Here is a 22,444-nt window from a genome sequence, read left to right on the forward strand (position 1 = left end):
TGGAAGGAGCAAATAGCTCATTCGTAGGAGCGAGCCTTGCTGGCGATGCCCGGCAGAGCCGGGCTTGGGGCGCTACTCGCCCCATCGCCGGCAAGGCCAGCTTCCACAAGAAGACAGTTGCTCCCACGTTGAACTGTGTACGCCCAACTTTTGTGGGAGCGGGCTTGCCCCGCGAAGAGGCCGCCCCTGCCAATGCATCAGCTACCGGCAAACCCGTTCTGCCGCCAGGCCTCATACACCGTCACCGCCACGGTATTGGACAGGTTCAGGCTACGGCACCCCGGCCGCATTGGCAGGCGCAGGCGTTGTTCGGCCGGCAGGCTGTCCAGCACCTCGGCCGGCAACCCGCGGCTCTCTGGCCCGAACAGGAAGGCATCGCCCGGCTGATAGGCCACTTCATGGAACGGGTGCGAGCCTTTGGTGGTAAAGGCGAACAGCCTGGGATTACCCAGGCTTTCCAGGCATCCGGCCAGGCTCTCGTGGCGCTTGAGCGTGGCATACTCATGGTAATCCAGCCCCGCGCGACGCAGGCGCTTGTCATCCAGTTCGAAGCTGATGGGTTCGATCAGGTGCAGGTCGCAGCCGCTGTTGGCGCACAGGCGAATGATGTTGCCGGTATTCGGCGGAATTTCTGGTTGAAAAAGGATGACGTGAAACATGCACGGCTCCAAGCGTGAAGATGACGGGCATTCTACCCCTGAACCGGACGTGCGTTCGAAGGCCTTCCCACGGGTAATGCTGTCACTGGCGATTGTCGGCTTGATGGTAGGGCTGATGATCGGCCGCCTGACCGCGCCCGACGAGCGTGAGCTGCAGCAGGTGGAGGTGGTGCAGGATGGCCTGACGCTGTGGTTCAACGAAGAACCCAAGCTGCATGGCGAGAATGTGGAAGGCACGGTTGCGCTGCTGTTCCAGGCTCAGGGCAAGGCTCAGCAGGGGCAATTGAGCCTGCAGGGCAAACCGGTCAGTTGGCGGGTACAGAAGAGTCAGGAAGGGTTGTTGCTGACGGTGATTGCCGCGCGTCCCCTGCACGGCGAGTGGGCCGGTGCAGAGGACGATGGGCGTTGGCGGGTACAGGTGAAACTGCACGAATAAAAGAGGGGATATCCCGGCCTGCCTGTACCAGGGTCCCCAAAAGGGGTTACTGCGTATAAAGGGGGGATGACCCGGCCTGCCTGTACCGAGGTCCCCAAAACGGGCGGTGCTGCGAATAAAAGAGGGGTTCACCCGGCCTGCCTGTACCAGGGCCCCCGAAACTGGGTATGTATTAGCTATTGCAGGGGGCGTGCCAATTTTGCAAAGCCCGTGAATGTTGGGCTTTGAGGGGGATTTGGCCGAGTTTTGAGGGGGTTTGTGCCTTCCAGCGGTGCATCGGGCACAGGATCGGTGCATCGGGGCTGAAATAGCCGGGGCCGCTTTGCGGCCCTTTCGCGGCACAAGGCCGCTCCTACAGGAGAACGCGAACCCCTGTGGGAGCGGCCTTGTGCCGCGAAAGGGCTGCAAAGCAGCCCCGGGAGATTACGGGTTTACCGATAAGTCAGTGCTCGTCACCTTCCTCGTCATCCCCACCCGCCACGTTCATCCCCAGCTCCTTGATCTTGCGCGTCAGGGTATTACGCCCCCAACCCAGCAACAGCGCCGCATCCCGGCGCCGTCCGGCGGTGTGCTTGAGCGCCGTCTCGATCATGATCCGTTCAAAACTCGGCACCGCGCTGTCCAGCAGGTTCGACTGCCCGCGTGCCAGCGCCTGGTCGGCCCACTGCCGCAGGGCCTGCTCCCAGTTGGTGACCGGTGCAGCATCCTGTGGCAGGTTCAGCAGCTCGGGGGGCAGGTCGCCAATCAGCACCTCGCGGCTGGAGGCCATCACGGTGATCCAGCGGCAGGTGTTTTCCATCTGCCGCACATTGCCCGGCCATGGCAGGTTGCGGATGAACTCTTCGGTTTCCGGTTTCAGAATCTTCGGCTCGACGGCCAGCTCCTGAGCGGCCCGGGCAAGGAAGTGGCGGGCGAGGGCAGGGATATCCTCGCGACGGTCGGCCAGCCGCGGAATGTGGATGCGGATCACGTTCAGGCGGTGGAACAAGTCCTCACGGAACTTGCCCGCCTGCACCAGCGACTCCAGGTTCTGGTGAGTCGCAGCAATGATGCGCACGTCGACCTTGACCGGCACATGCCCGCCAACGCGATAGAACTCGCCATCGGCCAGTACCCGCAGCAGGCGGGTCTGGGTGTCGGCAGGCATGTCACCGATTTCGTCGAGGAACAAGGTGCCGCCATCGGCCTGTTCAAAGCGGCCCCGGCGCAGGTTGGCAGCACCGGTGAAAGCCCCTTTTTCATGGCCGAACAGCTCGGACTCCATCAAGTCCTTGGGGATGGCCGCCATGTTCAGGGCAATGAACGGCGACGCCGCACGCGGGCTGTGACGGTGCAGGGCATGGGCGACCAGCTCTTTGCCGGTGCCGGACTCGCCGTTGATCAGTACGGTGATGTTGGAATGGCTAAGGCGGCCGATGGCGCGGAACACCTCTTGCATTGCCGGGGCTTCACCGATGATCTCCGGGGTGCGTGCCAGATTTTGTGGCACATCCAGGCCTTGCTGCTCTTGGGCATGCTGGTTGGCGCGCTTGACGAGCGAGACGGCCTCGTCCACATCGAACGGCTTGGGCAGGTACTCGAAAGCACCGCCCTGATACGACGCCACGGCGCTGTCGAGGTCGGAATGGGCGGTCATGATGATGACCGGCAGGCGCGGGTGGTGTTCGCGGATCTGTGCCAGCAGGTCAAGACCGCTGGCGCCCGGCATGCGGATGTCGGAAATGATCACGTCCGGCTGCTGGCGTGCCAGGCGGCCCATCACGCCATCTGCGCTGTCGAAGCTCTGGGTGGTCATGCCTTCTTGTTGCAGGGCTTTTTCCAGGACCCAGCGGATGGAGCGATCATCGTCGACGATCCATACGGTTTCACTTCGGCTCATGAGGCGGTGGCTCCTTGTTCCAGGGGCAGGTAGATCGAGAAGGCGGTGTGGCCTGCGTGGCTTTCGCACTCGATCAGGCCCTGGTGCTGGCTGATGATGTTCTGGGTAATGGCCAGGCCCAGCCCGGTACCGTCCGGGCGGCCACTGACCATGGGATAGAAGAGGGTGTCTTGCAGTTCCGGTGGAATGCCCGGGCCGTTATCGATGATCTCCACCCGCGCGACCAGGCGATGGCGAACATGGCCGATGGTGAACTGGCGCAAGGCGCGGCTGCGCAGGGTGATGCGGCCCAGGCGCAGTTCGTTCTGCGAACTGATCGCCTGCATGGCGTTACGCACGATGTTGAGCACGGCCTGGATCATCTGCTCGCGGTCGATCAGCACGTCCGGCAGGCTTGGGTCGTAATCGCGCACCAAAGTGATGCAGCCCTGGCTTTCGGCGTCGACCAGGCTGCAGACCCGCTCCAGCACTTCGTGGATGTTGGTCATGGCCAGCGATGGCAGTTTGTTCGAGCCGAGCATGCGGTCGACCAGGTTGCGCAGGCGGTCGGCCTCTTCGATGATTACGTTGGTGTAGTCGCGCAGGCCTTCTTCGGGTAGCTCGCGGGCCAGCAACTGGGCCGCGCCGCGAATGCCGCCAAGGGGGTTCTTGATTTCGTGGGCCAGGCCGCGCACCAGCATCTTGGTGGTTTCCTGCTTGCTCAGTTGGGCCTCTTCCTTGGTGATGCGCAACAGCCGGTCGCGGGGGTGCACCTCCAGCAACAGCAGGGTCTGGCCCTGGTTGAGGATTGGCGTTACCGCATAGTCCACGGTGATGGTCTGCCCGGTCAGCGAGGTGAGCTGCGCTTCGCGCTTGGTGAACGGGTGCGCCTGCTCGACGGCCTGGCGCAACGAGCTGAGCGCCTCGGTCGATTCGGTAAACAGCTCGCTGATGAACTGCCCATGGCTACGTTGACCACTGACGGCCAGCAGCATTTCCGCGGCCGGGTTCATGTATTCCAGGCGCAGCTCGGCGTTGAGCAGCAACGTGGCGGTGGTCAGGTTGTCCAGAAGCAGACGGTGCTGCGCATCGCTGATGGTCATAAGGCGTCGTTGACCTCTTTTGGCGCTTGCCTGGCATTTCTTTGGCCAGGGCCGGGCTCGGGGTGCATCGGCTGATGCGTGTCTCTCCGCAGAAAAAATGCAAGAAACAAACCAAAGCTCCGAAAAGAAGCGGGATTTGCCGATAAAGGCCTGGATCTGCGCAAATTCGGATCAGAAAGTCTTGATGAAACGTTTAATGTGAACCAGATTGGGGAGCAAATCGGGGCACTGTACTCAATCTTGCACCAAGATAGAGCATAGCGTGGCGGGCGAGGGTTCTGCGTGTGGCGCAAACGAAAACGGCCTCCCGAAGGAGGCCGTCTTGATCATGTCATCGGCGCGAAGCGGCGATCAGATCAGCAGCTGTAGTACAGCTCGTATTCCAGCGGGTGCACGAAGGTACGGACCTTGATCTCTTCTTCCGACTTCAGTTCGATGAAGGCATCGATGAAGTCGTCGGAGAACACGCCGCCCTTGGTCAGGAACGCACGGCCTTTGTCCAGCTCTTCCAGGGCTTCTTTCAGGCTGCCGCAGACTTGCGGAATGTCCTTGGCCTCTTCTGGTGGCAGGTCGTACAGGTTCTTGTCGGCAGCATCGCCTGGGTGAATCTTGTTCTGGATGCCGTCCAGGCCGGCCATCAGCAGGGCCGCGAAGGCCAGGTACGGGTTGGCCGATGGGTCCGGGAAGCGTGCTTCGATACGGCGGGCTTTCGGGCTGCCGACGTAAGGAATACGGATCGAGGCGGAACGGTTGCGAGCCGAGTAGGCCAGCATTACCGGAGCTTCGAAGCCTGGGACCAGACGCTTGTAGGAGTTGGTCGAAGGGTTGGTGAAGCCGTTCAGGGCCTTACCGTGCTTGATGATACCGCCGATGAAGTACAGGGCGGTGTCGGACAGGCCGGCATAGCCTTCACCCGAGAAGGTGTTCTTGCCGTCTTTCCAGATCGACATGTGCACGTGCATGCCCGAACCGTTGTCGCCGTACAGTGGCTTCGGCATGAAGGTAGCGGTACGGCCGTAAGCGTCGGCAACGTTGTGCACGACGTATTTCAGGGCCTGTACTTCGTCAGCTTTCTTCACCAGGGTGTTGAACTTGACGCCGATTTCGTTCTGGCCGGCAGTCGCCACTTCGTGGTGGTGAACTTCAACGGTCTGACCCATTTCTTCCAGTGCGTTGCACATGGCAGTACGGATTTCGTGGTCGTGGTCGAACGGCGGAACAGGGAAGTAGCCGCCTTTCACGCCTGGACGGTGGCCTTTGTTGCCGCCTTCCACGTCAGCGCCGGTCATCCACGAGCCTTGCTCGGAGAAGATCTTGAACATCGAGCCGGAGATGTCCGAGTGGAACTTCACTTCGTCGAAGATGAAGAACTCTGGCTCCGGGCCTGCGAATACGGTGTCACCGATGCCGGTGCTCTTCAGGTACTCTTCGGCGCGCTTGGCGATCGCACGTGGGTCGCGATCGTAGCCCTGCATGCTCGACGGGTCGACGATGTCGCAGGTGATGATCAGGGTTGGTTCTTCGGTGAACGGGTCCAGCACGGCGGTGTCGTCGACCGGCATCAGGATCATGTCGGACGCTTCGATGCCTTTCCAGCCAGCGATGGAGGAGCCGTCGAACATCTTGCCGACTTCGAAGAAGTCTTCGTCCAGCGCATCACGCGACGGCATGGTCACGTGGTGCTGAATGCCTTTGGTGTCCGTGAAACGCAGATCAATCCACTTGACGTCATGATCTTTGATGAGTTGAACCGACTTCGACATGTTGTCCTCCGGATGGTCTAGAGCGCGGTGGGCCGCTGCCCTGGAAAAAGGGTGTTGCCGGGCGCGGATAGTCGGCCAAGCTTACCTGCCTCACAAGGGAGCAAATTGCATGCCAGTGCCCGAAAATGGCGAGGGTGGGATAAAAGCAGGCGTTTGCGGGCATTTGGCGGTGGGTTGGCGGGGAAAAGTGCACCCTTACGATGCGGTTTTTGGCATCAACGCACCAATAGGGTGCATTGGTTGGCTGTGTGCTTCCTTTAAGGGCCTCATCGCCGGCAAGCCAGCTCCCACTGAGAGGGCGCAGGTCTTGAGGCCCGCCGAAGTCCTGTGGGAGCTGGCTTGCCGGCGAGGAGGCCAGTACAGGCAATATAAATCCAACCTTCTGTACAAAAGTTGGTCAAATCCTGAGCAGTTTCCGCTATAATTCGCGCCCCACATTTTCGGCAGGCCCTGCGCGCGCTGTTAACCAATGAAACTTATCGTCAAAGTCTTCCCAGAAATCACCATCAAGAGCCGGCCGGTGCGCAAGCGCTTCATCCGTCAGCTCGCCAAGAACATCCGCAACGTGCTCAAGGACCTCGATCCTGAGCTCGCGGTCGATGGTGTCTGGGACAATCTCGAAGTGGTCACCCGCATCGAAGACGAAAAAGTCCAGCGCGAGATGATCGAACGCCTCACCTGCACCCCGGGTATCACCCATTTCCTGCAGGTAGAGGAATACCCGCTGGGTGACTTCGATGACATCGTTGCCAAGTGCAAGCAGCACTTCGGCCACCTGCTGGCCGGCAAGCACTTTGCCGTGCGCTGCAAGCGCGGGGGCCACCATGACTTCACCTCGATGGACGTCGACCGTTACGTCGGCAGCCAGCTGCGCCAACAGTGTGGCGCGGCCGGCATCGAGCTGAAGAAGCCTGAAGTGCTGGTGCGCATCGAAATCCGCAACCAGCGCCTGTACGTGATCCACAACCAGCACCAGGGGATCGGCGGCTACCCGCTGGGCGCCCTGGAGCAGACCTTGGTACTGATGTCCGGTGGCTTCGACTCCACCGTGGCAGCCTACCAGATGATGCGCCGTGGCCTGATGACCCACTTCTGCTTCTTCAACCTTGGCGGCCGTGCCCACGAGCTGGGCGTTATGGAAGTGGCCCACTACCTGTGGAAGAAGTACGGCAGCAGCCAGCGCGTGCTGTTCATCAGCGTGCCGTTCGAAGAAGTGGTCGGCGAGATCCTCAACAAGGTCGACAACAGCTACATGGGCGTGACCCTCAAGCGCATGATGCTGCGCGGTGCCGCGCACATGGCTGACCGCCTGGAAATCGATGCCCTGGTCACGGGCGAGGCCATTTCCCAGGTGTCCAGCCAGACCCTGCCGAACCTGTCGATCATCGACTCGGCCACCGACAAGCTGGTGCTGCGCCCGCTGCTGGCCAGCCACAAGCAGGACATCATCGACCAGGCCACCGAAATCGGCACCGCCGACTTCGCCAAGCACATGCCAGAATACTGCGGCGTGATTTCGGTAAACCCGACCACTCACGCCAAGCGCCACCGCATGGAGCATGAAGAGAAGCAGTTCGACATGGCCGTGCTGGAGCGCGCCCTGGAGCGCGCCAAGCTGATCTCCATCGACCATGTGATCGACGAGCTGGGCAAGGATGTCGAAATCGAGGAAGTGGCCGAGGCGCTGTCGGGCCAGATCGTCATCGACATTCGTCACCCCGATGCCCAGGAAGACGAACCCCTGGTGCTGGACGGTATCGAAGTCCAGGCCATGCCGTTTTATGCCATCAACAGCAAGTTCAAGCACCTGGACCCCACGCGCCAGTACTTGCTGTATTGCGACAAGGGTGTGATGAGCCGTTTGCACGCACACCATCTGCTCAGTGAGGGACATGCCAATGTGCGTGTTTATCGTCCGACATAAGACGCCGGGGCTGTATGGCGGCAGTATCCGCCATCGCCCTCCCGACCACCGGGCCCGCTGAGCCTTAAACAGTACATATTGGCCGCCTACACTGGGCGGCAACCGAATCCTCTGATCGAGATACACTTGTGATCGAAAATCTGCGTAACATCGCCATCATCGCCCACGTTGACCATGGTAAAACCACCCTGGTCGACAAACTCCTGCGTCAGTCCGGCACTCTGGAGCGTAACGAGCTCAACGACGAGCGCGTCATGGACTCCAACGACCAGGAAAAAGAGCGCGGTATTACCATTCTGGCGAAAAACACCGCCATCAACTGGAACGGCTACCACATCAACATCGTCGACACCCCCGGCCACGCCGACTTCGGTGGCGAGGTTGAGCGTGTAATGTCGATGGTCGATTCCGTGCTGCTGCTGGTCGACGCTCAAGACGGCCCTATGCCGCAAACCCGCTTCGTAACCAAGAAGGCTTTCGAAGCTGGCCTGAAGCCAATCGTCGTGATCAACAAGGTTGACCGCCCGGGCGCGCGTCCTGATTGGGTTCTGGACCAGATCTTCGACCTGTTCGACAACCTCGGCGCTACCGACGAGCAGCTGGACTTCAAAGTGGTCTACGCTTCGGCCCTGAACGGCATTGCCGGTCTGGACCACACCGAAATGGGCGAAGACATGACTGCCCTGTACCAGGCTGTCATCGACCACGTTCCAGCGCCAGCTGTTGACCGTGACGGCCCGTTCCAGATGCAGATCTCTGCACTGGACTACAACAGCTTCCTGGGTGTTATCGGCGTTGGCCGTATTGCCCGTGGCCGCATCAAGCCGAACACCCCGGTTGTCGCCATCGACGCTGACGGCAAAAAGCGTAACGGCCGTATCCTCAAGCTGATGGGTCACCACGGCCTGCACCGCGTCGACGTTGAAGAAGCCCAGGCTGGCGACATCGTTTGCATCAGCGGTTTCGACGAGCTGTTCATCTCCGACACCCTGTGCGACCCGACCGCCGTTGAGGCGATGAAGCCGCTGACCGTTGACGAGCCAACCGTTTCGATGACCTTCCAGGTCAACGACTCGCCGTTCTGCGGCAAGGAAGGCAAGTTCGTCACCAGCCGTAACATCAAGGACCGTCTGGACAAAGAGCTGCTGTACAACGTAGCCCTGCGCGTTGAAGAAACCGATTCCCCAGACAAGTTCAAGGTCTCGGGCCGTGGCGAGCTGCACCTGTCGGTACTGATCGAAACCATGCGTCGCGAAGGCTTCGAGCTGGCCCTGGGCCGCCCAGAAGTAATCATTCGTGAAGTAGACGGCGTCAAGCAAGAGCCGTTCGAAAACGTCACCATCGACATCCCTGAAGAATCCCAGGGCAAGGTCATGGAAGAAATGGGTCTGCGTAAAGGCGACCTGACCAACATGGTCCCGGATGGCAAGGGCCGTGTTCGCCTGGAATACAACATCCCGGCGCGTGGTCTGATCGGTTTCCGTAACCAGTTCCTGACCCTGACCAACGGTGCAGGCATCCTGACCTCGATCTTCGACCGCTATGACGCTGTGAAGTCCGGCCACATGTCCGGCCGTCAGAACGGCGTACTGGTTTCGGTCGAAACCGGCAAGGCGCTGACCTACTCGCTGGAAACCCTGCAGGCGCGTGGCAAGCTGTTTGTCGAGCACGGTCAGGAGATCTACAACGGTCAGATCATCGGCCAGAACAGCCGCGACAACGACCTGGGCGTCAACCCTACCAAGGGCAAGAAGCTCGACAACATGCGTGCTTCGGGTAAAGACGAAGTCATCGCCCTGGTTCCGCCTGTTCGCTTCACCCTGGAACAGGCTCTGGAATACATCCAGGAAGACGAGCTGTGCGAAGTAACGCCGAAGTCCATCCGTCTTCGCAAGAAGATCCTGGACGAAAGCGAGCGTACCCGCGCTGCCAAGAAAGCCAAGAACAGCTAAGTTAGCTTTGGCTGAATGAAAACGCCCCCGGTCGAAAGGCCGGGGGCGTTTTTTTATGCCTTCAGGATTTGTGTTGGCCCCTTCGCGGGCTTGCCCGCGAAGGGGCCCTTGAAGCCTGACGATCAGCGCCCGACCACCTTGGGCTTATAGGCGCAATACCCTGGCCGCGGCCCGACCTTGGGGTGGTTGCGGCAGGTATCCGGGCGCTTGTCATAAATGGTGCACAGCCGGCTTTTACGATCCAGATACATGCAGTCATCGTTGCTCATCCGGGTCAGGGTGAAGATCCCTGACTTCTGGTTGAAGCGCTCGATGATGCCTTCCTTCTGCAAGCGTTTAGCCACGTTTTTGGGGGGTTCGTCTTTCTCGAACTCGTCCACCACGCCGATACGGATCAGATCCTTGATCTTCACCTCTACCGGCAGGGTGCAGCAGGTCGAATGGCAGCCGTGGCACATGTGGCTGGCGTAGCGCTGCCAAGTCTCCAGGCGGTCGACTTCGGCGGCGGCGATCAGGGTCGTTTTCATCTTTATAGGGTGGATCACGGTCTTGGGGCGCGCGATGATACCGGAATTGCTCAATTTATGAACAACCTTTTGCCGGATTCGCAGAGTCGGCATGAAAACTGCGAACAGTCACTGTCACTCCCTGTCGAAGGGTCTAGTCTGATCAATCTCCCTCCGCTTTCGTCAACTTGCCAGAGGATGCCGCATGTCTCAGGAACCCAAAGCACGTGACGCCGAGGTGGCCGAATTTCGCGCCGCTGTACTGAACAAGCTGACCTACGCGGTCGGCAAGGACCCGGAACATGCGTTCGACCACGACTGGTTCGAGGCCATCGCTCTGGCCGCGCGCGACCACATGGTCGACCACTGGATGGACCACACCCGCCTGGCCTATCGTCGTAGCCAGAAGCGGGTCTATTACCTCTCCCTCGAGTTCCTAATCGGGCGCTTGCTGTACGACAGCCTGAGCAACCTGGGGCTGCTGGACGTCGCCCGTGATGCGCTGGAAGGGCTGGACGTGGACCTGGAGCGCATCCGCCTGCTCGAGCCCGACGCCGCCCTGGGTAACGGGGGTCTCGGCCGCCTGGCTGCGTGCTTCATGGAAAGCATGTCCACCCTGGGCATCGCCGCCCATGGTTACGGCATTCGCTACGAACATGGGTTGTTCCGTCAGGCTGTAGTCGATGGCTGGCAGCAGGAACAGACCGAAAACTGGCTGGACTTCGGTAACCCCTGGGAGTTCGAGCGTGCTGAGGTGATCTACCCGATCAGCTTCGGCGGCAGTGTCGAAACCGTCAACGATGCCAGTGGCAACCAGCGGCAAGTATGGTCGCCGGGCGAAACGGTGCGGGCGGTGGCCTACGACACGCCCGTGGTCGGCTGGCGTGGATCCAGCGTCAACACACTGCGCCTGTGGCGTGCGCGGGCGCTGGAAGAGCTGCACCTGGAGCGCTTCAATGCCGGTGACCACCTGGGGGCCGTGGCCGAAGTGGCGCGGGCCGAGAGCATTTCGCGCGTGCTGTACCCGGCCGACAGCACCGAGGCGGGGCAGGAACTGCGCCTGCGTCAGGAGTACTTCTTTGTGTCGGCTTCGCTGCAGGACTTGCTGCGCCGTCACCTGAACATGCACAAGGACCTGCTCAACCTGCCCGACGCGGCGGCCATCCAGCTCAACGACACACACCCTTCGATTGCCGTTGCCGAGTTGATGCGGCTGCTGGTGGACCAGCATGAAGTGCCCTGGGACAAGGCCTGGGAACTGACTGTTGGCACGCTCGCCTACACCAACCACACCCTGCTGCCCGAAGCCCTGGAAACCTGGCCGGTAGCCCTGATGGAGCGCATGCTGCCGCGGCACATGCAGATCATCTACCTGATCAACGCCTACCATATCGATGCATTGCGGGCCAAAGGCCTGCACGATTTCGACGTGCTGCGCGCGGTGTCGCTGATCGAGGAAGACAATGGGCGCCGGGTGCGCATGGGTAACCTGGCGTTTCTGGGCTCGCACAGCGTCAACGGTGTGTCCGCGCTGCACAGCAAGCTGATGAAGAGCACGGTGTTTTCCGAGCTGCACAAGCTCTACCCGCAACGGATCAACAACAAGACCAACGGCATTACCTTTCGCCGCTGGCTGTACCAGTCAAACCCTCAGCTGACCGAGATGCTGGTCGAAGCGCTCGGGCCGGAACTCAAGGACGACCCTGAAGGGCTTCTGGTTGGCCTGGTGCCATTTGCCGACAAGGCCAGTTTCCGCAAGCAGTTCGCTGCTCAACGGCTGCACAGCAAGCGTGCCCTGGCCAGCATCATCCAGGACCGCATTGGTGTCACGGTGAACCCTGAAGCGCTGTTCGATGTGCAGGTCAAGCGTATCCACGAGTACAAGCGCCAGCTGCTCAACCTGCTGCACACCGTGGCGCTGTATCAGGCCATTCGCAACGATCCCGGCACCAGCTGGGTGCCGCGGGTGAAGATCTTCGCCGGCAAGGCTGCGGCCAGTTACCACCAGGCTAAGCTGATCATCAAGCTGGCCAATGACATTGCCCGGGTGGTGAACAATGACCCGACCGTGCGCGGTCTGCTCAAGGTGGTGTTCCTGCCTAACTACAACGTCAGCCTGGCCGAAAGCATCATCCCGGCGGCCGACCTGTCCGAGCAGATTTCCACCGCAGGTTATGAAGCCTCCGGTACCAGCAACATGAAGTTCGGCCTGAACGGCGCGCTGACCATCGGCACCCTGGACGGTGCCAACGTGGAAATGTGCGAACAGGTGGGTGCCGACAACATGTTCATCTTTGGCCTGACTGCGCAGCAGGTCGAGGCGCGCAAGCGTGCCGGTGATTTTGGTGCAAACGCCGCCATAGCCGCTTCCAACCGCTTGAGCGACGTGTTGCAGGCGATTCGCAGTGGTGTGTTCTCGCCAGACGACCCATCACGCTACACCGGGTTGATCGACGGGCTGGTGGCCTATGACCGCTTCCTGGTGTGTGCCGACTTCGATGCCTACTGGGATGCCCAGCGGCGGGTCGAAGAACTGTGGCACACACCGCAGGAGTGGTGGCGTATGGCTGTGCTGAACACGGCGCGGATGGGCTGGTTCTCGTCGGACCGGACCATTCGCGAATACGCGACCGAGATCTGGAAGGCACTGGATTGAGCATGTGGGGCCGGGTTGCGGCCCATTCGCGGGGCAAGCCCGCTCCCACAGGATCTGCGTTGTCTTGAAGGCAGCGCAAACCTGTGGGAGCGGGCTTGCACCGCGATTGGACTGTAAAGCAGCTTCACTCGACAGCCGGCCTGGCGCAGGCTGAACTAGCGACCTATTGTGCCGTCTGAGAGCCGTGGCGAGTCTCATTGCTCGCTAGCCTGCCACTCTCCCTGTAAACTGCGGGGGTTTTTACTCCCACAATCCTTTCGGAGCCATACATGTCCCGCGTTACCCTGAGTCGCTATCTGATTGAGCAGACCCGCAGCAACAATACCCCTGCCGATCTGCGCTTCCTGATCGAAGTGGTGGCGCGTGCGTGCAAGGAAATCAGCCATCACGTGTCCAAAGGCGCCCTCGGTGGCGTGCTGGGCAGCATGGGCACTGAAAACGTGCAGGGCGAAGTCCAGAAGAAACTGGACGTGATTTCCAACGATATCCTGCTGGAAGCCAACGAGTGGGGCGGCCACCTGGCCGGCATGGCCTCCGAAGAAATGGACAACGCCTACCAGATTCCGGGCAAGTACCCGAAAGGTGCGTACCTGCTGGTCTTCGACCCATTGGACGGTTCGTCGAACATCGACGTCAACGTCTCGGTCGGTACCATCTTCTCGGTGCTGCGTTGCCCTAACCAGTACCTGAGCCAGAACGAAAGCCTCAACGAAGAAGCCTTCCTGCAGCCAGGCACCGAGCAGGTCGCCGCCGGTTACGCCATCTACGGCCCGCAGACCATGCTGATCCTGACCTTGGGCAACGGCGTCAAGGGCTTCACCCTGGACCGTGAACTGGGCAGCTTCGTCCTGACCCACGAAAACATCCAGGTGCCGGCAACCACCGCCGAATTCGCCATCAACATGTCCAACCAGCGTCACTGGGAAGCCCCGGTACAACGCTACGTGGGCGAACTGCTGGCCGGCGAAACCGGCCCGCTGAAAAAGAACTACAACATGCGCTGGATCGCCTCGATGGTGGCCGATGTGCACCGCATCCTGACCCGTGGCGGTCTGTTCATGTACCCACGTGACGCCCGCGAGCCAAGCAAGCCGGGCAAGCTGCGCCTGATGTACGAAGCCAACCCGATGTCGTTCATTATCGAACAGGCAGGCGGCGCCTCTACCAACGGTTACGATCGCATCCTCGACATCAAGCCAGAGAGCCTGCACCAGCGCGTGTCGGTGATCCTTGGCTCGAAGGAAGAAGTAGAGCGCGTCACCGCCTACCACAAGGAGTAAGTCATGCTCGCACCTTGGCAGCCGTTGCTGGAATGGTGGTTCGGTTGGGGCACCAGTGCCCAGGCCGTGGCTGACGAGAAGAGCACGCTGTGGTTCGGCAAGCACCACGATGCCGATGCCCATGCGCTGTTTGGCGACCTGGTCGAGCACGCCTTGGCGGGCGGGCTCGATGAATGGCAGCAAAGCCCGCAGGGCTGGCTGGGCCTGTTGATCTTGCTGGACCAGTTGCCGCGCATGATCTACCGCGACACGCCGCGCGCCTTCGAGGGCGACCGGCGCGCCCAGGTGGTGGCGATGCAGGGCCTGCAGAAGGGCTGGGACTACCAGTTGCTGCCGATACAGCGTGTGTTCGTGCTGCTGGTGCTGGAGCATGCCGAGGTGCTGGACTGGCAGAACCTGTGTGTCGAGCGCTATCAGTTGTTGCTGGACGAGCAGCCCGAAGCCAGCCGGCGGCTGTTCGAAGGCTTCCTGGACTATGCCGAGCAGCACCAGCGGGTGATTGCCCGGTTTGGTCGCTTCCCGCACCGCAACCTGGTGCTTGAGCGGCCAAGCACCAGCGAAGAGATGGACTTTTTGCTGGAGCCTGGGTCCAGGTTCTGATGCCCACGGGGTCTGCTGCGCAGGCCATCGCGATGCGAGGCCGCACCTGCAAGGGTGCGGCCTTTTTATTGGGAAGTGATTAATGCTTTGTGATTAATCGCACAGTAGTGGCCATCCGACCAATGGTGTAGGGGTAAAGTGGGTAGGGCAGGGAACCTGGGAGGGATTTTCCCGTCGAAGGTCACTGCAGGCCACTCGCCTGTTTCCCCTCTTCAGGAGTGTCCTTCATGTCGTTGCGTTCCCTCGCCCTGTTGTCGCTGTGCGTCGTCCTGACTGCCTGCAGCAAGATCAACCAGGAAAACTATTCCAAGATCAAGGCCGGTATGAACAAGGCCGAGGTCGAGCAGTTGCTCGGTACGCCGACCGAGTGCTCTGGCGCGCTGGGCATGAGCAGCTGCACCTGGGGGGACGAGAAGAGCTTCATCAGCGTGCAGTACGCGGCTGACAAGGTGCTGATGTATTCAGGGCAGGGCCTCAAATGAGGCGTCTGTACCTGCTGATGGGGGTATGCCTGGCATTGCTGCTGGGCGGTTGTGCAGGCTCCGTGCATGACCCGCTGGCGCCGAAGACCGCTGGCAACGTCGACCTCAAGCGCTACCAGGGCAAATGGTTCGAGCTGGCGCGCCTGCCCATGCGCTACCAGACCGGCTGCGAGCAGTCCGAGGCGCATTACAACCTCAAGCCTGATGGCACGTTTGGTGTGCTCAACCGCTGCCGCACCATGGGTGATGAGTGGCTGCGTGCCGAGGGGCACGCAAGCATCCAGGAGCCGGGGCACACCGACAAGCTGTGGGTAGAGTTCGATAACTGGTTCACCAAGCTGGTGCCTGGCGTGGCGCGGGGCGAATACTGGATTCTGTACGTGGACGATCGCTACCGCACGGCAGTGGTCGGCAGCCCGGACCGCAAGTACCTGTGGATACTGTCACGCACGCCGACGTTGCCGGCCTGGGAGCGCGAGCACCTGCTGGCCAAGGCACGCCAGCAGGGGTATGACACCAGCCGGCTTATCTGGCGGGCGTCCGATCAGCAAATCGTAAAAATGCACTGATTTTTGGGGCCGCTTTGCGGCCCTTTCGCGGCACAAGGCCGCTCCTACAGGGATACGCGTTCCCCTGTAGGAGCGGCCTTGTGCCGCGAAAGGGCTGCAAAGCAGCCCCAATACGCTCACCCCAAGAGCTGCCGCAGCACCCCGGCAAACGCCCGCGCGCTTTCCTCTTCCTGGGCATGCCGCCCCTGGCGCACCACCCATTGCCCATTCACCATCACATCGCGCACCTGGCGATCCCCGCCAGCAAACAGCCAGCGGTTGAGAATGGCATCGCCATCCGCCATGGCGATGTAAGGGTCTTGTCCATCCAGTACCAGCCAGTCGGCGCGCTTGCCCACGGCCAGTTCACCGACCGCTTGGCCCAGTGCCTGTGCACCGCCCGCCAGCGCGGCGTCGTACAGCGTGCGCCCGACCATCGGCTGGTCGCCACGGTACAAGCGGTTGCGTCGTTGGTCCCGCAGCCGCTGGCCATATTCCAGCCAGCGCAGTTCTTCCACCACGCTTAGTGACACATGGCTGTCCGAGCCGATGCCCATGTGCCCGCCCTGGGCCAGGAAGTCCACCGCCGGGAAAATCCCGTCGCCCAGGTTGGCCTCGGTGGTCAGGCACAACCCGGCCACCGCGCCACTGCGGGCCATGGCGGTGACTTCATCCGGCTCGGCATGGGTGGCATGAACCAGGCACCAGCGACGGTCCACATCCACATGCTCGTACAACCATTGCAGCGGGCGCAGGCCGCTCCAGGCCAGGCAGTCGTCCACCTCCTTCTGCTGCTCGGCGATATGGATATGCACCGGGCATTGTTTGTCGCTGGCCGCCAGCACTTCGGCGATCTGCCCCGGCGTCACCGCACGCAGCGAGTGGAAGCACAGGCCCAGTTGCTGCGCAGGTTGCGCGGCCAGCAGCGGGGCCAGTTGCGTTTGCAGTTGCAGGTACTGTTCGGTGGTGTTGATGAAGCGCCGCTGCCCGTCGTTCGGTGCCTGGCCGCCGAACCCGGCGTAGCTGTACAGCACCGGCAACAGGGTCAGGCCAATGCCACTGTCGGCCGCGGCCGTGCTGATGCGGCGGGACAGCTCGGCCGGGTCGGCGTAGGCCGTGCCTGCCTGGTCGTGGTGCACGTAATGGAATTCGGCCACCGAGGTGTAGCCGGCCTTGAGCATTTCGATATACAGCTGGCGGGCGATGACCTGCAACTGGTCTGGGGTGATCTGCCCGACCAGGCGGTACATCAGGTCGCGCCAGGTCCAGAAGCTGTCGTTGGGGTTGCCGGCGACTTCCGCCAAGCCCGCCATGGCACGCTGGAAGGCATGTGAGTGCAAGTTGGGCATACCGGGCAGCAACGGGCCTGCCAGGCGCTCGGCGCCTTCGGCCGAAGCGCCCGGCTCGATGCGGGTCACATGGCCATCGCTGGCGACCTCGATACGGACATGGCGGGCCCAGCCCGTAGGTAGCAGGGCGCGTTCGGCGAAATAGGCGGACATCGGTGAAATCCTGTTATTGTTAACTTGTATATACATATACAGGCGTTTGCCTGCCGGGTAAACTGCGGCAAGCTACCGCTCATTCCATACGCACAAGGATCCAACGCCGTGCCGACACCTCCTGTCTCCGCGCTGGTTGCCCAGATGGGCGAGGGCCCGGCGCCGCTGTACGCCCGGGTCAAACAGATGATCATCCAGCAGATCGACAACGGCAGCTGGCCACCCCATCACCGGGTGCCCTCGGAGAGTGAACTGGTCAACGAACTGGGTTTCAGCCGCATGACCATCAACCGTGCCCTGCGCGAACTCACGGCCGAAGGCCTGCTGGTGCGCATGCAAGGGGTTGGCACTTTCGTAGCCGAGCCCAAGGGCCGTTCGGCGTTGTTCGAAGTCAACAACATTGCCGATGAAATTGCCGCACGCGGCCATCAGCATAGCTGCCAGGTGATCACGCTCACCGAGGAAGCAGCCGGTTCCGAACGGGCCCTGGCCCTGGACATGCGCGAAGGCCAGCGAGTGTTCCACTCGCTGATCGTGCATTTCGAGAACGGTGTGCCGGTGCAGATCGAGGACCGCTACGTCAACGCCGCGATCGCACCCGACTACCTCAAGCAGGATTTCACCCGGCAGACGCCATATGCCTACCTGTCCCAGGTAGCGCCGCTGACCGAGGGTGAGCACGTGGTCGAAGCCATCCTGGCAGAGCCGGAAGAATGTCGCCTGCTGCAGATCGAGCGGGGCGAACCATGCCTGCTGATTCGCCGCCGTACCTGGTCCGGTCGCCAGCCGGTGACCGCTGCACGGCTGATCCACCCCGGTTCCCGTCATCGCCTGGAAGGACGTTTCAGCAAATGAGCCAGTTGCAGTTGTTGCGCGCGCAGGATTACCCGCGCATGCCGTGGAAGAACGGTGGCGGTTTCACCGAAGAGATCACCCGCGACAGTGGTGAGGGCCTGGACGGTTTTGGCTGGCGCCTGTCGATTGCCGATATCGAAGAGTCTGGCGGCTTTTCCACCTTCGCCGGTTACCAGCGGATCATCACAGTGCTGCAGGGCGATGGCATGCGGCTGTTGGTCGATGACCAACCCAGCCGGCCGTTGCTGCCGTTCGATGCCTTTGCCTTCGGCGGTGAGAGCCAGGTCAGCTGCAAGCTGCTGGGTGGGGCGATCCGCGATTTCAACCTGATCTATGCACCGCAGCGGTACCGGGCGCGGTTGCAGTGGTTCGATGGCACAAGCCGCTTGTACAGCTCGGCGTCGACGGTGCTGTTGTTTGCTGCCAGCAGCCACGTGGAAGTGACCATGGCGGGGCGCGAGGTGCAGCGGTTGGGGTTGTATGACTGCCTGCGCCTGGAGGGCAACGATGAGTTGCTTGGGTTGGAGGTTCAGGGGCGGTTTTGCTTGATTGAGCTCATTTCTCGCTGATGGGCTTGGCGATACATTTTCATCGCCTGTGAGATCGAGCGCCGCCCGTGCGGCGCTTCGCGGGGCAAGCCCGCTCCCACATTTGTTTCGGGCCGGTTTCTCCTGGGAAGTCACTGCTGCCCGCCCTGTATGTTTTGTTTGATATCCAGGGTTGCACAAGGGCAGCTCCCCGATTTGCAGCCATGCACCAAGGCTGCAACCCACCTGACTCAGGAATGATTGGCCCGAAACAGATGTGGGAGCGGGCTTGCCCCGCGAAGCGCCGCGCGGGCGGCGCTCGATCTATGCGCCGCCACACAACTCAAGCCAGGAACGGCAAGGTCCAATTATTTTGGTTGTCCATGCTTGTACATACAAGTAAAGGTGTGTTTGTATATTGACCACGACATACCCGCCCGCGGACGACCGCAGAGGACCTTTCCCGTGACCGACAACAACAAATACCGTGACGTTGAAATCCGTGCCCCACGTGGCAACAAGCTGACCGCCAAAAGCTGGCTGACCGAAGCGCCACTGCGCATGCTGATGAACAACCTCGACCCACAGGTTGCGGAAAACCCGAAAGAACTGGTGGTGTACGGCGGTATCGGCCGCGCCGCGCGTAACTGGGAATGCTACGACAAGATCGTCGAAACCCTGACCCGCCTGGAAGACGACGAAACCCTGCTGGTGCAGTCGGGCAAGCCGGTCGGCGTGTTCAAGACCCACAGCAATGCCCCGCGCGTGCTGATTGCCAACTCCAACCTGGTGCCGCACTGGGCCAACTGGGAGCACTTCAACGAACTGGACGCCAAAGGCCTGGCCATGTACGGCCAGATGACCGCCGGCAGCTGGATCTACATCGGCAGCCAGGGCATCGTCCAGGGCACTTATGAAACCTTCGTCGAAGCCGGTCGCCAGCACTACGGTGGCAGCCTGAAAGGCAAGTGGGTACTCACCGCAGGCCTCGGCGGCATGGGCGGCGCCCAGCCATTGGCGGCTACCCTGGCCGGCGCCTGCTCGCTGAACATCGAATGCCAGCAGAGCCGCATCGACTTCCGCCTGGAAACCCGCTACGTCGACGAGCAGGCCACTGATCTCGACGACGCTCTGGCGCGTATCGCCAAATACACCGGCGAAGGCAAGGCCATTTCCATCGCCCTGCATGGCAACGCCGCCGAAATCCTGCCAGAGCTGGTCAAGCGTGGCGTACGCCCCGACATGGTCACCGACCAGACCAGCGCCCACGACCCTCTGAACGGCTACCTGCCTGCGGGCTGGACCTGGGAACAGTACCGCGACCGCGCGCAGACCGAACCTGCTGCTGTGGTCAAGGCGGCCAAGCAGTCGATGGCTGTGCACGTGCAGGCTATGCTGGACTTCCAGAAGCAGGGTGTCCCGACCTTCGACTATGGCAACAACATCCGCCAGATGGCCAAGGAAGAGGGCGTGGCCAATGCCTTCGACTTCCCGGGCTTCGTGCCTGCCTATATCCGTCCCCTGTTCTGCCGCGGCGTAGGCCCGTTCCGCTGGGCGGCGCTGTCTGGCGAGGCCGAGGACATCTACAAGACCGACGCCAAGGTCAAGGAACTGATCCCCGACGACGCCCACCTGCACCGCTGGCTGGACATGGCCCGCGAGCGCATCAGCTTCCAGGGCCTGCCAGCACGTATCTGCTGGGTTGGCCTGGGCCTGCGCGCCAAGTTGGGCCTGGCTTTCAACGAAATGGTCCGCAGCGGCGAGCTGTCGGCGCCGGTCGTGATCGGCCGTGACCACCTGGACTCGGGTTCGGTCTCCAGCCCCAACCGCGAAACCGAAGCCATGCGTGATGGCTCGGACGCTGTGTCCGACTGGCCGCTGCTCAACGCCCTGCTGAACACCGCAGGCGGCGCTACCTGGGTGTCGCTGCACCATGGTGGTGGCGTGGGCATGGGCTTCTCGCAGCACTCGGGCATGGTCATCGTCTGCGACGGCACCGATGAAGCCGCCGAGCGCATCGCCCGTGTACTGACCAACGACCCAGGGACTGGCGTCATGCGCCACGCCGATGCCGGTTATGACATCGCCATCGACTGCGCCAAGGAGCAGGGCCTGGACCTGCCGATGATCACTGGCTGATTGCCACGCTTTGGATCGCTCCCCGCCAGGGGTGATACTGAACAACAAGAAGGAGCGCGCAGGCACCCACGAACGGGCCTGCGGCTCCACGCGATTTGGAGTAGTAACGTGACTGAACTCACCCTCAAGCCCGGCACCCTGACCCTGGCCCAGCTGCGCGCGATCCATGCCGCGCCTGTGCGCCTGCAACTGGATGCCAGCGCCGCGCCGGCCATTGACGCCAGCGTCGCTTGTGTCGAGCAGATCATTGCCGAAGACCGCACCGCCTACGGGATCAACACCGGTTTCGGCCTGCTGGCCTCGACCCGCATCGCCAGCCACGATCTGGAAAACCTGCAGCGCTCGCTGGTGCTGTCCCACGCCGCCGGTATCGGCGCGCCGCTGGATGACGACCTGGTGCGGTTGATCATGGTGCTGAAAATCAACAGCCTCAGCCGTGGCTTCTCCGGCATTCGTCGCAAAGTCATCGACGCGTTGATCACCCTGGTCAACGCCGAAGTCTACCCGCACATCCCGCTGAAAGGCTCGGTGGGTGCTTCCGGTGACCTGGCGCCCCTGGCACATATGTCACTGGTGCTGCTGGGCGAAGGCAAAGCCCGTTACAAGGGCCAGTGGCTGTCGGCCACCGAAGCCCTGGCAGTTGCCGGGCTCGAACCGCTGACCCTGGCTGCAAAAGAAGGCCTGGCCCTGCTCAATGGCACCCAGGCGTCCACCGCCTATGCCCTGCGCGGCCTGTTCCATGCCGAAGACTTGTACGCGGCGGCCATCGCCTGCGGCGGCCTCAGCGTCGAGGCCGTATTGGGCTCGCGTTCGCCGTTCGATGCGCGTATTCACGAAGCGCGTGGCCAGCGCGGCCAGATCGACACCGCCGCCTGCTTCCGCGACCTGCTGGGCGAAGCCAGCGAAGTGTCGTTGTCGCACAAGAACTGCGACAAGGTTCAGGACCCGTACTCGCTGCGCTGCCAGCCGCAGGTCATGGGCGCGTGCCTGACCCAGCTGCGCCAGGCCGCCGAGGTGCTGGGCATTGAAGCCAACGCCGTGTCCGACAACCCGCTGGTGTTCGCTGCCGAAGGTGACGTGATTTCCGGCGGCAACTTCCACGCCGAACCGGTGGCCATGGCCGCCGACAACCTGGCCTTGGCCATCGCCGAAATCGGTTCGCTCAGTGAACGCCGCATCTCGCTGATGATGGACAAGCACATGTCCCAGCTGCCGCCGTTCCTGGTGGAAAACGGTGGGGTCAACTCTGGCTTCATGATCGCGCAGGTTACCGCTGCCGCTCTCGCCAGCGAGAACAAGGCCCTGTCGCACCCGCACAGCGTGGACAGCCTGCCGACCTCGGCCAACCAGGAAGACCACGTGTCGATGGCCCCGGCTGCCGGCAAGCGCCTGTGGGAAATGGCCGAAAACACCCGTGGCGTGCTGGCCATCGAATGGCTGGGCGCCTGCCAGGGCCTGGACCTGCGCAAAGGCCTGAAAACTTCCGCCAAGCTGGAGCAAGCGCGCCAGGCGCTGCGTAGCGAAGTGCCGCACTATGACCGTGACCGTTTCTTTGCACCAGACATCGAAAAGGCTGTGGAACTGTTGGCCAAGGGTAGTCTGACCGGTTTGCTGCCGGCGGGTGTACTGCCAAGCCTGTAATGCCCCTAGGGCC

18 protein-coding genes are annotated in these 22,444 nt (G+C 61.8%); 12 read left to right on the forward strand and 6 right to left on the reverse strand.

Going from position 1 to position 22,444, the window contains the following annotated elements:
* Window positions 1–197: 197 nt before the first annotated feature.
* Window positions 198–659, reverse strand: a complete 462-nt coding sequence (gene trmL, locus CKW35_RS16150) for a tRNA (uridine(34)/cytosine(34)/5-carboxymethylaminomethyluridine(34)-2'-O)-methyltransferase TrmL (RefSeq protein ID WP_013974580.1) — start codon at window positions 657–659, stop codon at window positions 198–200.
* On the opposite strand from trmL, the gene CKW35_RS16155 reads away from it, so the two are divergent.
* Window positions 658–1,095 (forward strand): hypothetical protein, encoded by a 438-nt coding sequence (locus CKW35_RS16155; RefSeq protein ID WP_016489595.1) that lies wholly within the window; start codon window positions 658–660, stop codon window positions 1,093–1,095. The genes trmL and CKW35_RS16155 overlap by 2 nt on opposite strands.
* A gap of 442 nt (window positions 1,096–1,537) precedes the next feature.
* Here the strand turns inward: CKW35_RS16155 and ntrC are convergent, their stop codons facing one another.
* The 3 genes from ntrC to glnA all read right to left on the reverse strand — a co-directional run bounded on the left by ntrC (window position 1,538) and on the right by glnA (window position 5,819).
* On the reverse strand, window positions 1,538–2,974 hold the full coding sequence (gene ntrC / locus CKW35_RS16160) for a nitrogen regulation protein NR(I) (protein WP_016489594.1): 1,437 nt from the start codon (window positions 2,972–2,974) through the stop codon (window positions 1,538–1,540).
* A complete protein-coding gene (glnL, locus tag CKW35_RS16165; RefSeq protein ID WP_016489593.1) occupies window positions 2,971–4,056 on the reverse strand; it encodes a nitrogen regulation protein NR(II) in 1,086 nt (361 codons plus the stop codon). Before glnL ends, ntrC begins: the two co-directional genes overlap by 4 nt.
* A gap of 356 nt (window positions 4,057–4,412) precedes the next feature.
* Window positions 4,413–5,819: a type I glutamate--ammonia ligase gene (glnA, locus tag CKW35_RS16170; protein WP_016489592.1), complete on the reverse strand. Its 1,407-nt coding sequence runs from the start codon at window positions 5,817–5,819 to the stop codon at window positions 4,413–4,415.
* 469 nt (window positions 5,820–6,288) lie between these two features.
* On the opposite strand from glnA, the gene thiI reads away from it, so the two are divergent.
* Entirely contained in the window at window positions 6,289–7,743 is a 1,455-nt protein-coding gene (thiI, locus tag CKW35_RS16175; RefSeq protein ID WP_016489591.1) for a tRNA uracil 4-sulfurtransferase ThiI, read from the forward strand.
* A gap of 128 nt (window positions 7,744–7,871) precedes the next feature.
* Window positions 7,872–9,695, forward strand: coding sequence for a translational GTPase TypA (typA, locus tag CKW35_RS16180; RefSeq protein ID WP_016489590.1), 1,824 nt, complete (start codon window positions 7,872–7,874; stop codon window positions 9,693–9,695).
* Window positions 9,696–9,817: 122 nt separating this feature from the next.
* Here the strand turns inward: typA and CKW35_RS16185 are convergent, their stop codons facing one another.
* The gene (locus CKW35_RS16185) at window positions 9,818–10,222 is read right to left on the reverse strand and encodes a YkgJ family cysteine cluster protein (RefSeq protein WP_049870388.1); all 405 of its coding nucleotides are present in this window, start codon (window positions 10,220–10,222) and stop codon (window positions 9,818–9,820) included.
* 184 nt (window positions 10,223–10,406) lie between these two features.
* Between CKW35_RS16185 and CKW35_RS16190 the strand changes: the two genes are divergently transcribed.
* The 5 genes from CKW35_RS16190 to CKW35_RS16210 all read left to right on the forward strand — a co-directional run bounded on the left by CKW35_RS16190 (window position 10,407) and on the right by CKW35_RS16210 (window position 15,788).
* Window positions 10,407–12,857: a glycogen/starch/alpha-glucan phosphorylase gene (locus CKW35_RS16190; RefSeq protein WP_016489588.1), complete on the forward strand. Its 2,451-nt coding sequence runs from the start codon at window positions 10,407–10,409 to the stop codon at window positions 12,855–12,857.
* Window positions 12,858–13,126: 269 nt separating this feature from the next.
* Entirely contained in the window at window positions 13,127–14,137 is a 1,011-nt protein-coding gene (locus CKW35_RS16195; RefSeq protein WP_012274595.1) for a class 1 fructose-bisphosphatase, read from the forward strand.
* Between the two features lie 3 nt (window positions 14,138–14,140).
* On the forward strand, window positions 14,141–14,737 hold the full coding sequence (locus CKW35_RS16200; protein ID WP_016489587.1) for a DUF924 family protein: 597 nt from the start codon (window positions 14,141–14,143) through the stop codon (window positions 14,735–14,737).
* A gap of 227 nt (window positions 14,738–14,964) precedes the next feature.
* Window positions 14,965–15,219 (forward strand): outer membrane protein assembly factor BamE, encoded by a 255-nt coding sequence (bamE, locus tag CKW35_RS16205; protein ID WP_003249234.1) that lies wholly within the window; start codon window positions 14,965–14,967, stop codon window positions 15,217–15,219.
* On the forward strand, window positions 15,216–15,788 hold the full coding sequence (locus CKW35_RS16210; RefSeq protein WP_016489586.1) for a lipocalin family protein: 573 nt from the start codon (window positions 15,216–15,218) through the stop codon (window positions 15,786–15,788). Before bamE ends, CKW35_RS16210 begins: the two co-directional genes overlap by 4 nt.
* 116 nt (window positions 15,789–15,904) lie before the next feature.
* Here CKW35_RS16210 and CKW35_RS16220 read toward each other — a convergent pair whose 3' ends face one another.
* Entirely contained in the window at window positions 15,905–17,269 is a 1,365-nt protein-coding gene (locus CKW35_RS16220; RefSeq protein WP_095116394.1) for a formimidoylglutamate deiminase, read from the reverse strand.
* Between the two features lie 144 nt (window positions 17,270–17,413).
* Here CKW35_RS16220 and hutC point away from each other — a divergent pair, with 144 nt between their 5' ends.
* The 4 genes from hutC to hutH all read left to right on the forward strand — a co-directional run bounded on the left by hutC (window position 17,414) and on the right by hutH (window position 22,431).
* Window positions 17,414–18,124 carry a histidine utilization repressor gene (hutC, locus tag CKW35_RS16225; RefSeq protein WP_172455918.1) on the forward strand — a complete coding sequence of 237 codons (711 nt, stop codon included), beginning with the start codon at window positions 17,414–17,416 and terminating at the stop codon, window positions 18,122–18,124.
* Complete coding sequence (locus tag CKW35_RS16230) at window positions 18,121–18,693, forward strand: HutD family protein (protein WP_016489583.1); 573 nt, start codon at window positions 18,121–18,123, stop codon at window positions 18,691–18,693. The genes hutC and CKW35_RS16230 overlap by 4 nt, the downstream gene beginning before the upstream one ends.
* A gap of 423 nt (window positions 18,694–19,116) precedes the next feature.
* Complete coding sequence (gene hutU / locus CKW35_RS16235; protein WP_023048244.1) at window positions 19,117–20,790, forward strand: urocanate hydratase; 1,674 nt, start codon at window positions 19,117–19,119, stop codon at window positions 20,788–20,790.
* Window positions 20,791–20,898: 108 nt separating this feature from the next.
* Window positions 20,899–22,431, forward strand: a complete 1,533-nt coding sequence (hutH, locus tag CKW35_RS16240) for a histidine ammonia-lyase (RefSeq protein ID WP_016489581.1) — start codon at window positions 20,899–20,901, stop codon at window positions 22,429–22,431.
* Window positions 22,432–22,444 lie beyond the last annotated feature (13 nt).

This window comes from Pseudomonas sp. Irchel 3F3, assembly GCF_900187545.1.
GTDB lineage: Bacteria > Pseudomonadota > Gammaproteobacteria > Pseudomonadales > Pseudomonadaceae > Aquipseudomonas > Aquipseudomonas fortuita.

What these genes read in the sequence shown, in the direction of transcription:
- CKW35_RS16155 (WP_016489595.1), top strand. Translation starts at nt 658, where the DNA reads ATGCACGGCTCCAAGCGTGAAGATGACGGGCATTCTACCCCTGAACCG.
- trmL (WP_013974580.1), bottom strand. Translation starts at nt 659, where the DNA reads ATGTTTCACGTCATCCTTTTTCAACCAGAAATTCCGCCGAATACCGGC.
- ntrC (WP_016489594.1), bottom strand. Translation starts at nt 2,974, where the DNA reads ATGAGCCGAAGTGAAACCGTATGGATCGTCGACGATGATCGCTCCATC.
- glnL (WP_016489593.1), bottom strand. Translation starts at nt 4,056, where the DNA reads ATGACCATCAGCGATGCGCAGCACCGTCTGCTTCTGGACAACCTGACC.
- glnA (WP_016489592.1), bottom strand. Translation starts at nt 5,819, where the DNA reads ATGTCGAAGTCGGTTCAACTCATCAAAGATCATGACGTCAAGTGGATT.
- thiI (WP_016489591.1), top strand. Translation starts at nt 6,289, where the DNA reads ATGAAACTTATCGTCAAAGTCTTCCCAGAAATCACCATCAAGAGCCGG.
- CKW35_RS16185 (WP_049870388.1), bottom strand. Translation starts at nt 10,222, where the DNA reads ATGAAAACGACCCTGATCGCCGCCGCCGAAGTCGACCGCCTGGAGACT.
- CKW35_RS16190 (WP_016489588.1), top strand. Translation starts at nt 10,407, where the DNA reads ATGTCTCAGGAACCCAAAGCACGTGACGCCGAGGTGGCCGAATTTCGC.
- CKW35_RS16195 (WP_012274595.1), top strand. Translation starts at nt 13,127, where the DNA reads ATGTCCCGCGTTACCCTGAGTCGCTATCTGATTGAGCAGACCCGCAGC.
- CKW35_RS16200 (WP_016489587.1), top strand. Translation starts at nt 14,141, where the DNA reads ATGCTCGCACCTTGGCAGCCGTTGCTGGAATGGTGGTTCGGTTGGGGC.
- bamE (WP_003249234.1), top strand. Translation starts at nt 14,965, where the DNA reads ATGTCGTTGCGTTCCCTCGCCCTGTTGTCGCTGTGCGTCGTCCTGACT.
- CKW35_RS16210 (WP_016489586.1), top strand. Translation starts at nt 15,216, where the DNA reads ATGAGGCGTCTGTACCTGCTGATGGGGGTATGCCTGGCATTGCTGCTG.
- CKW35_RS16220 (WP_095116394.1), bottom strand. Translation starts at nt 17,269, where the DNA reads ATGTCCGCCTATTTCGCCGAACGCGCCCTGCTACCTACGGGCTGGGCC.
- hutC (WP_172455918.1), top strand. Translation starts at nt 17,414, where the DNA reads ATGGGCGAGGGCCCGGCGCCGCTGTACGCCCGGGTCAAACAGATGATC.
- CKW35_RS16230 (WP_016489583.1), top strand. Translation starts at nt 18,121, where the DNA reads ATGAGCCAGTTGCAGTTGTTGCGCGCGCAGGATTACCCGCGCATGCCG.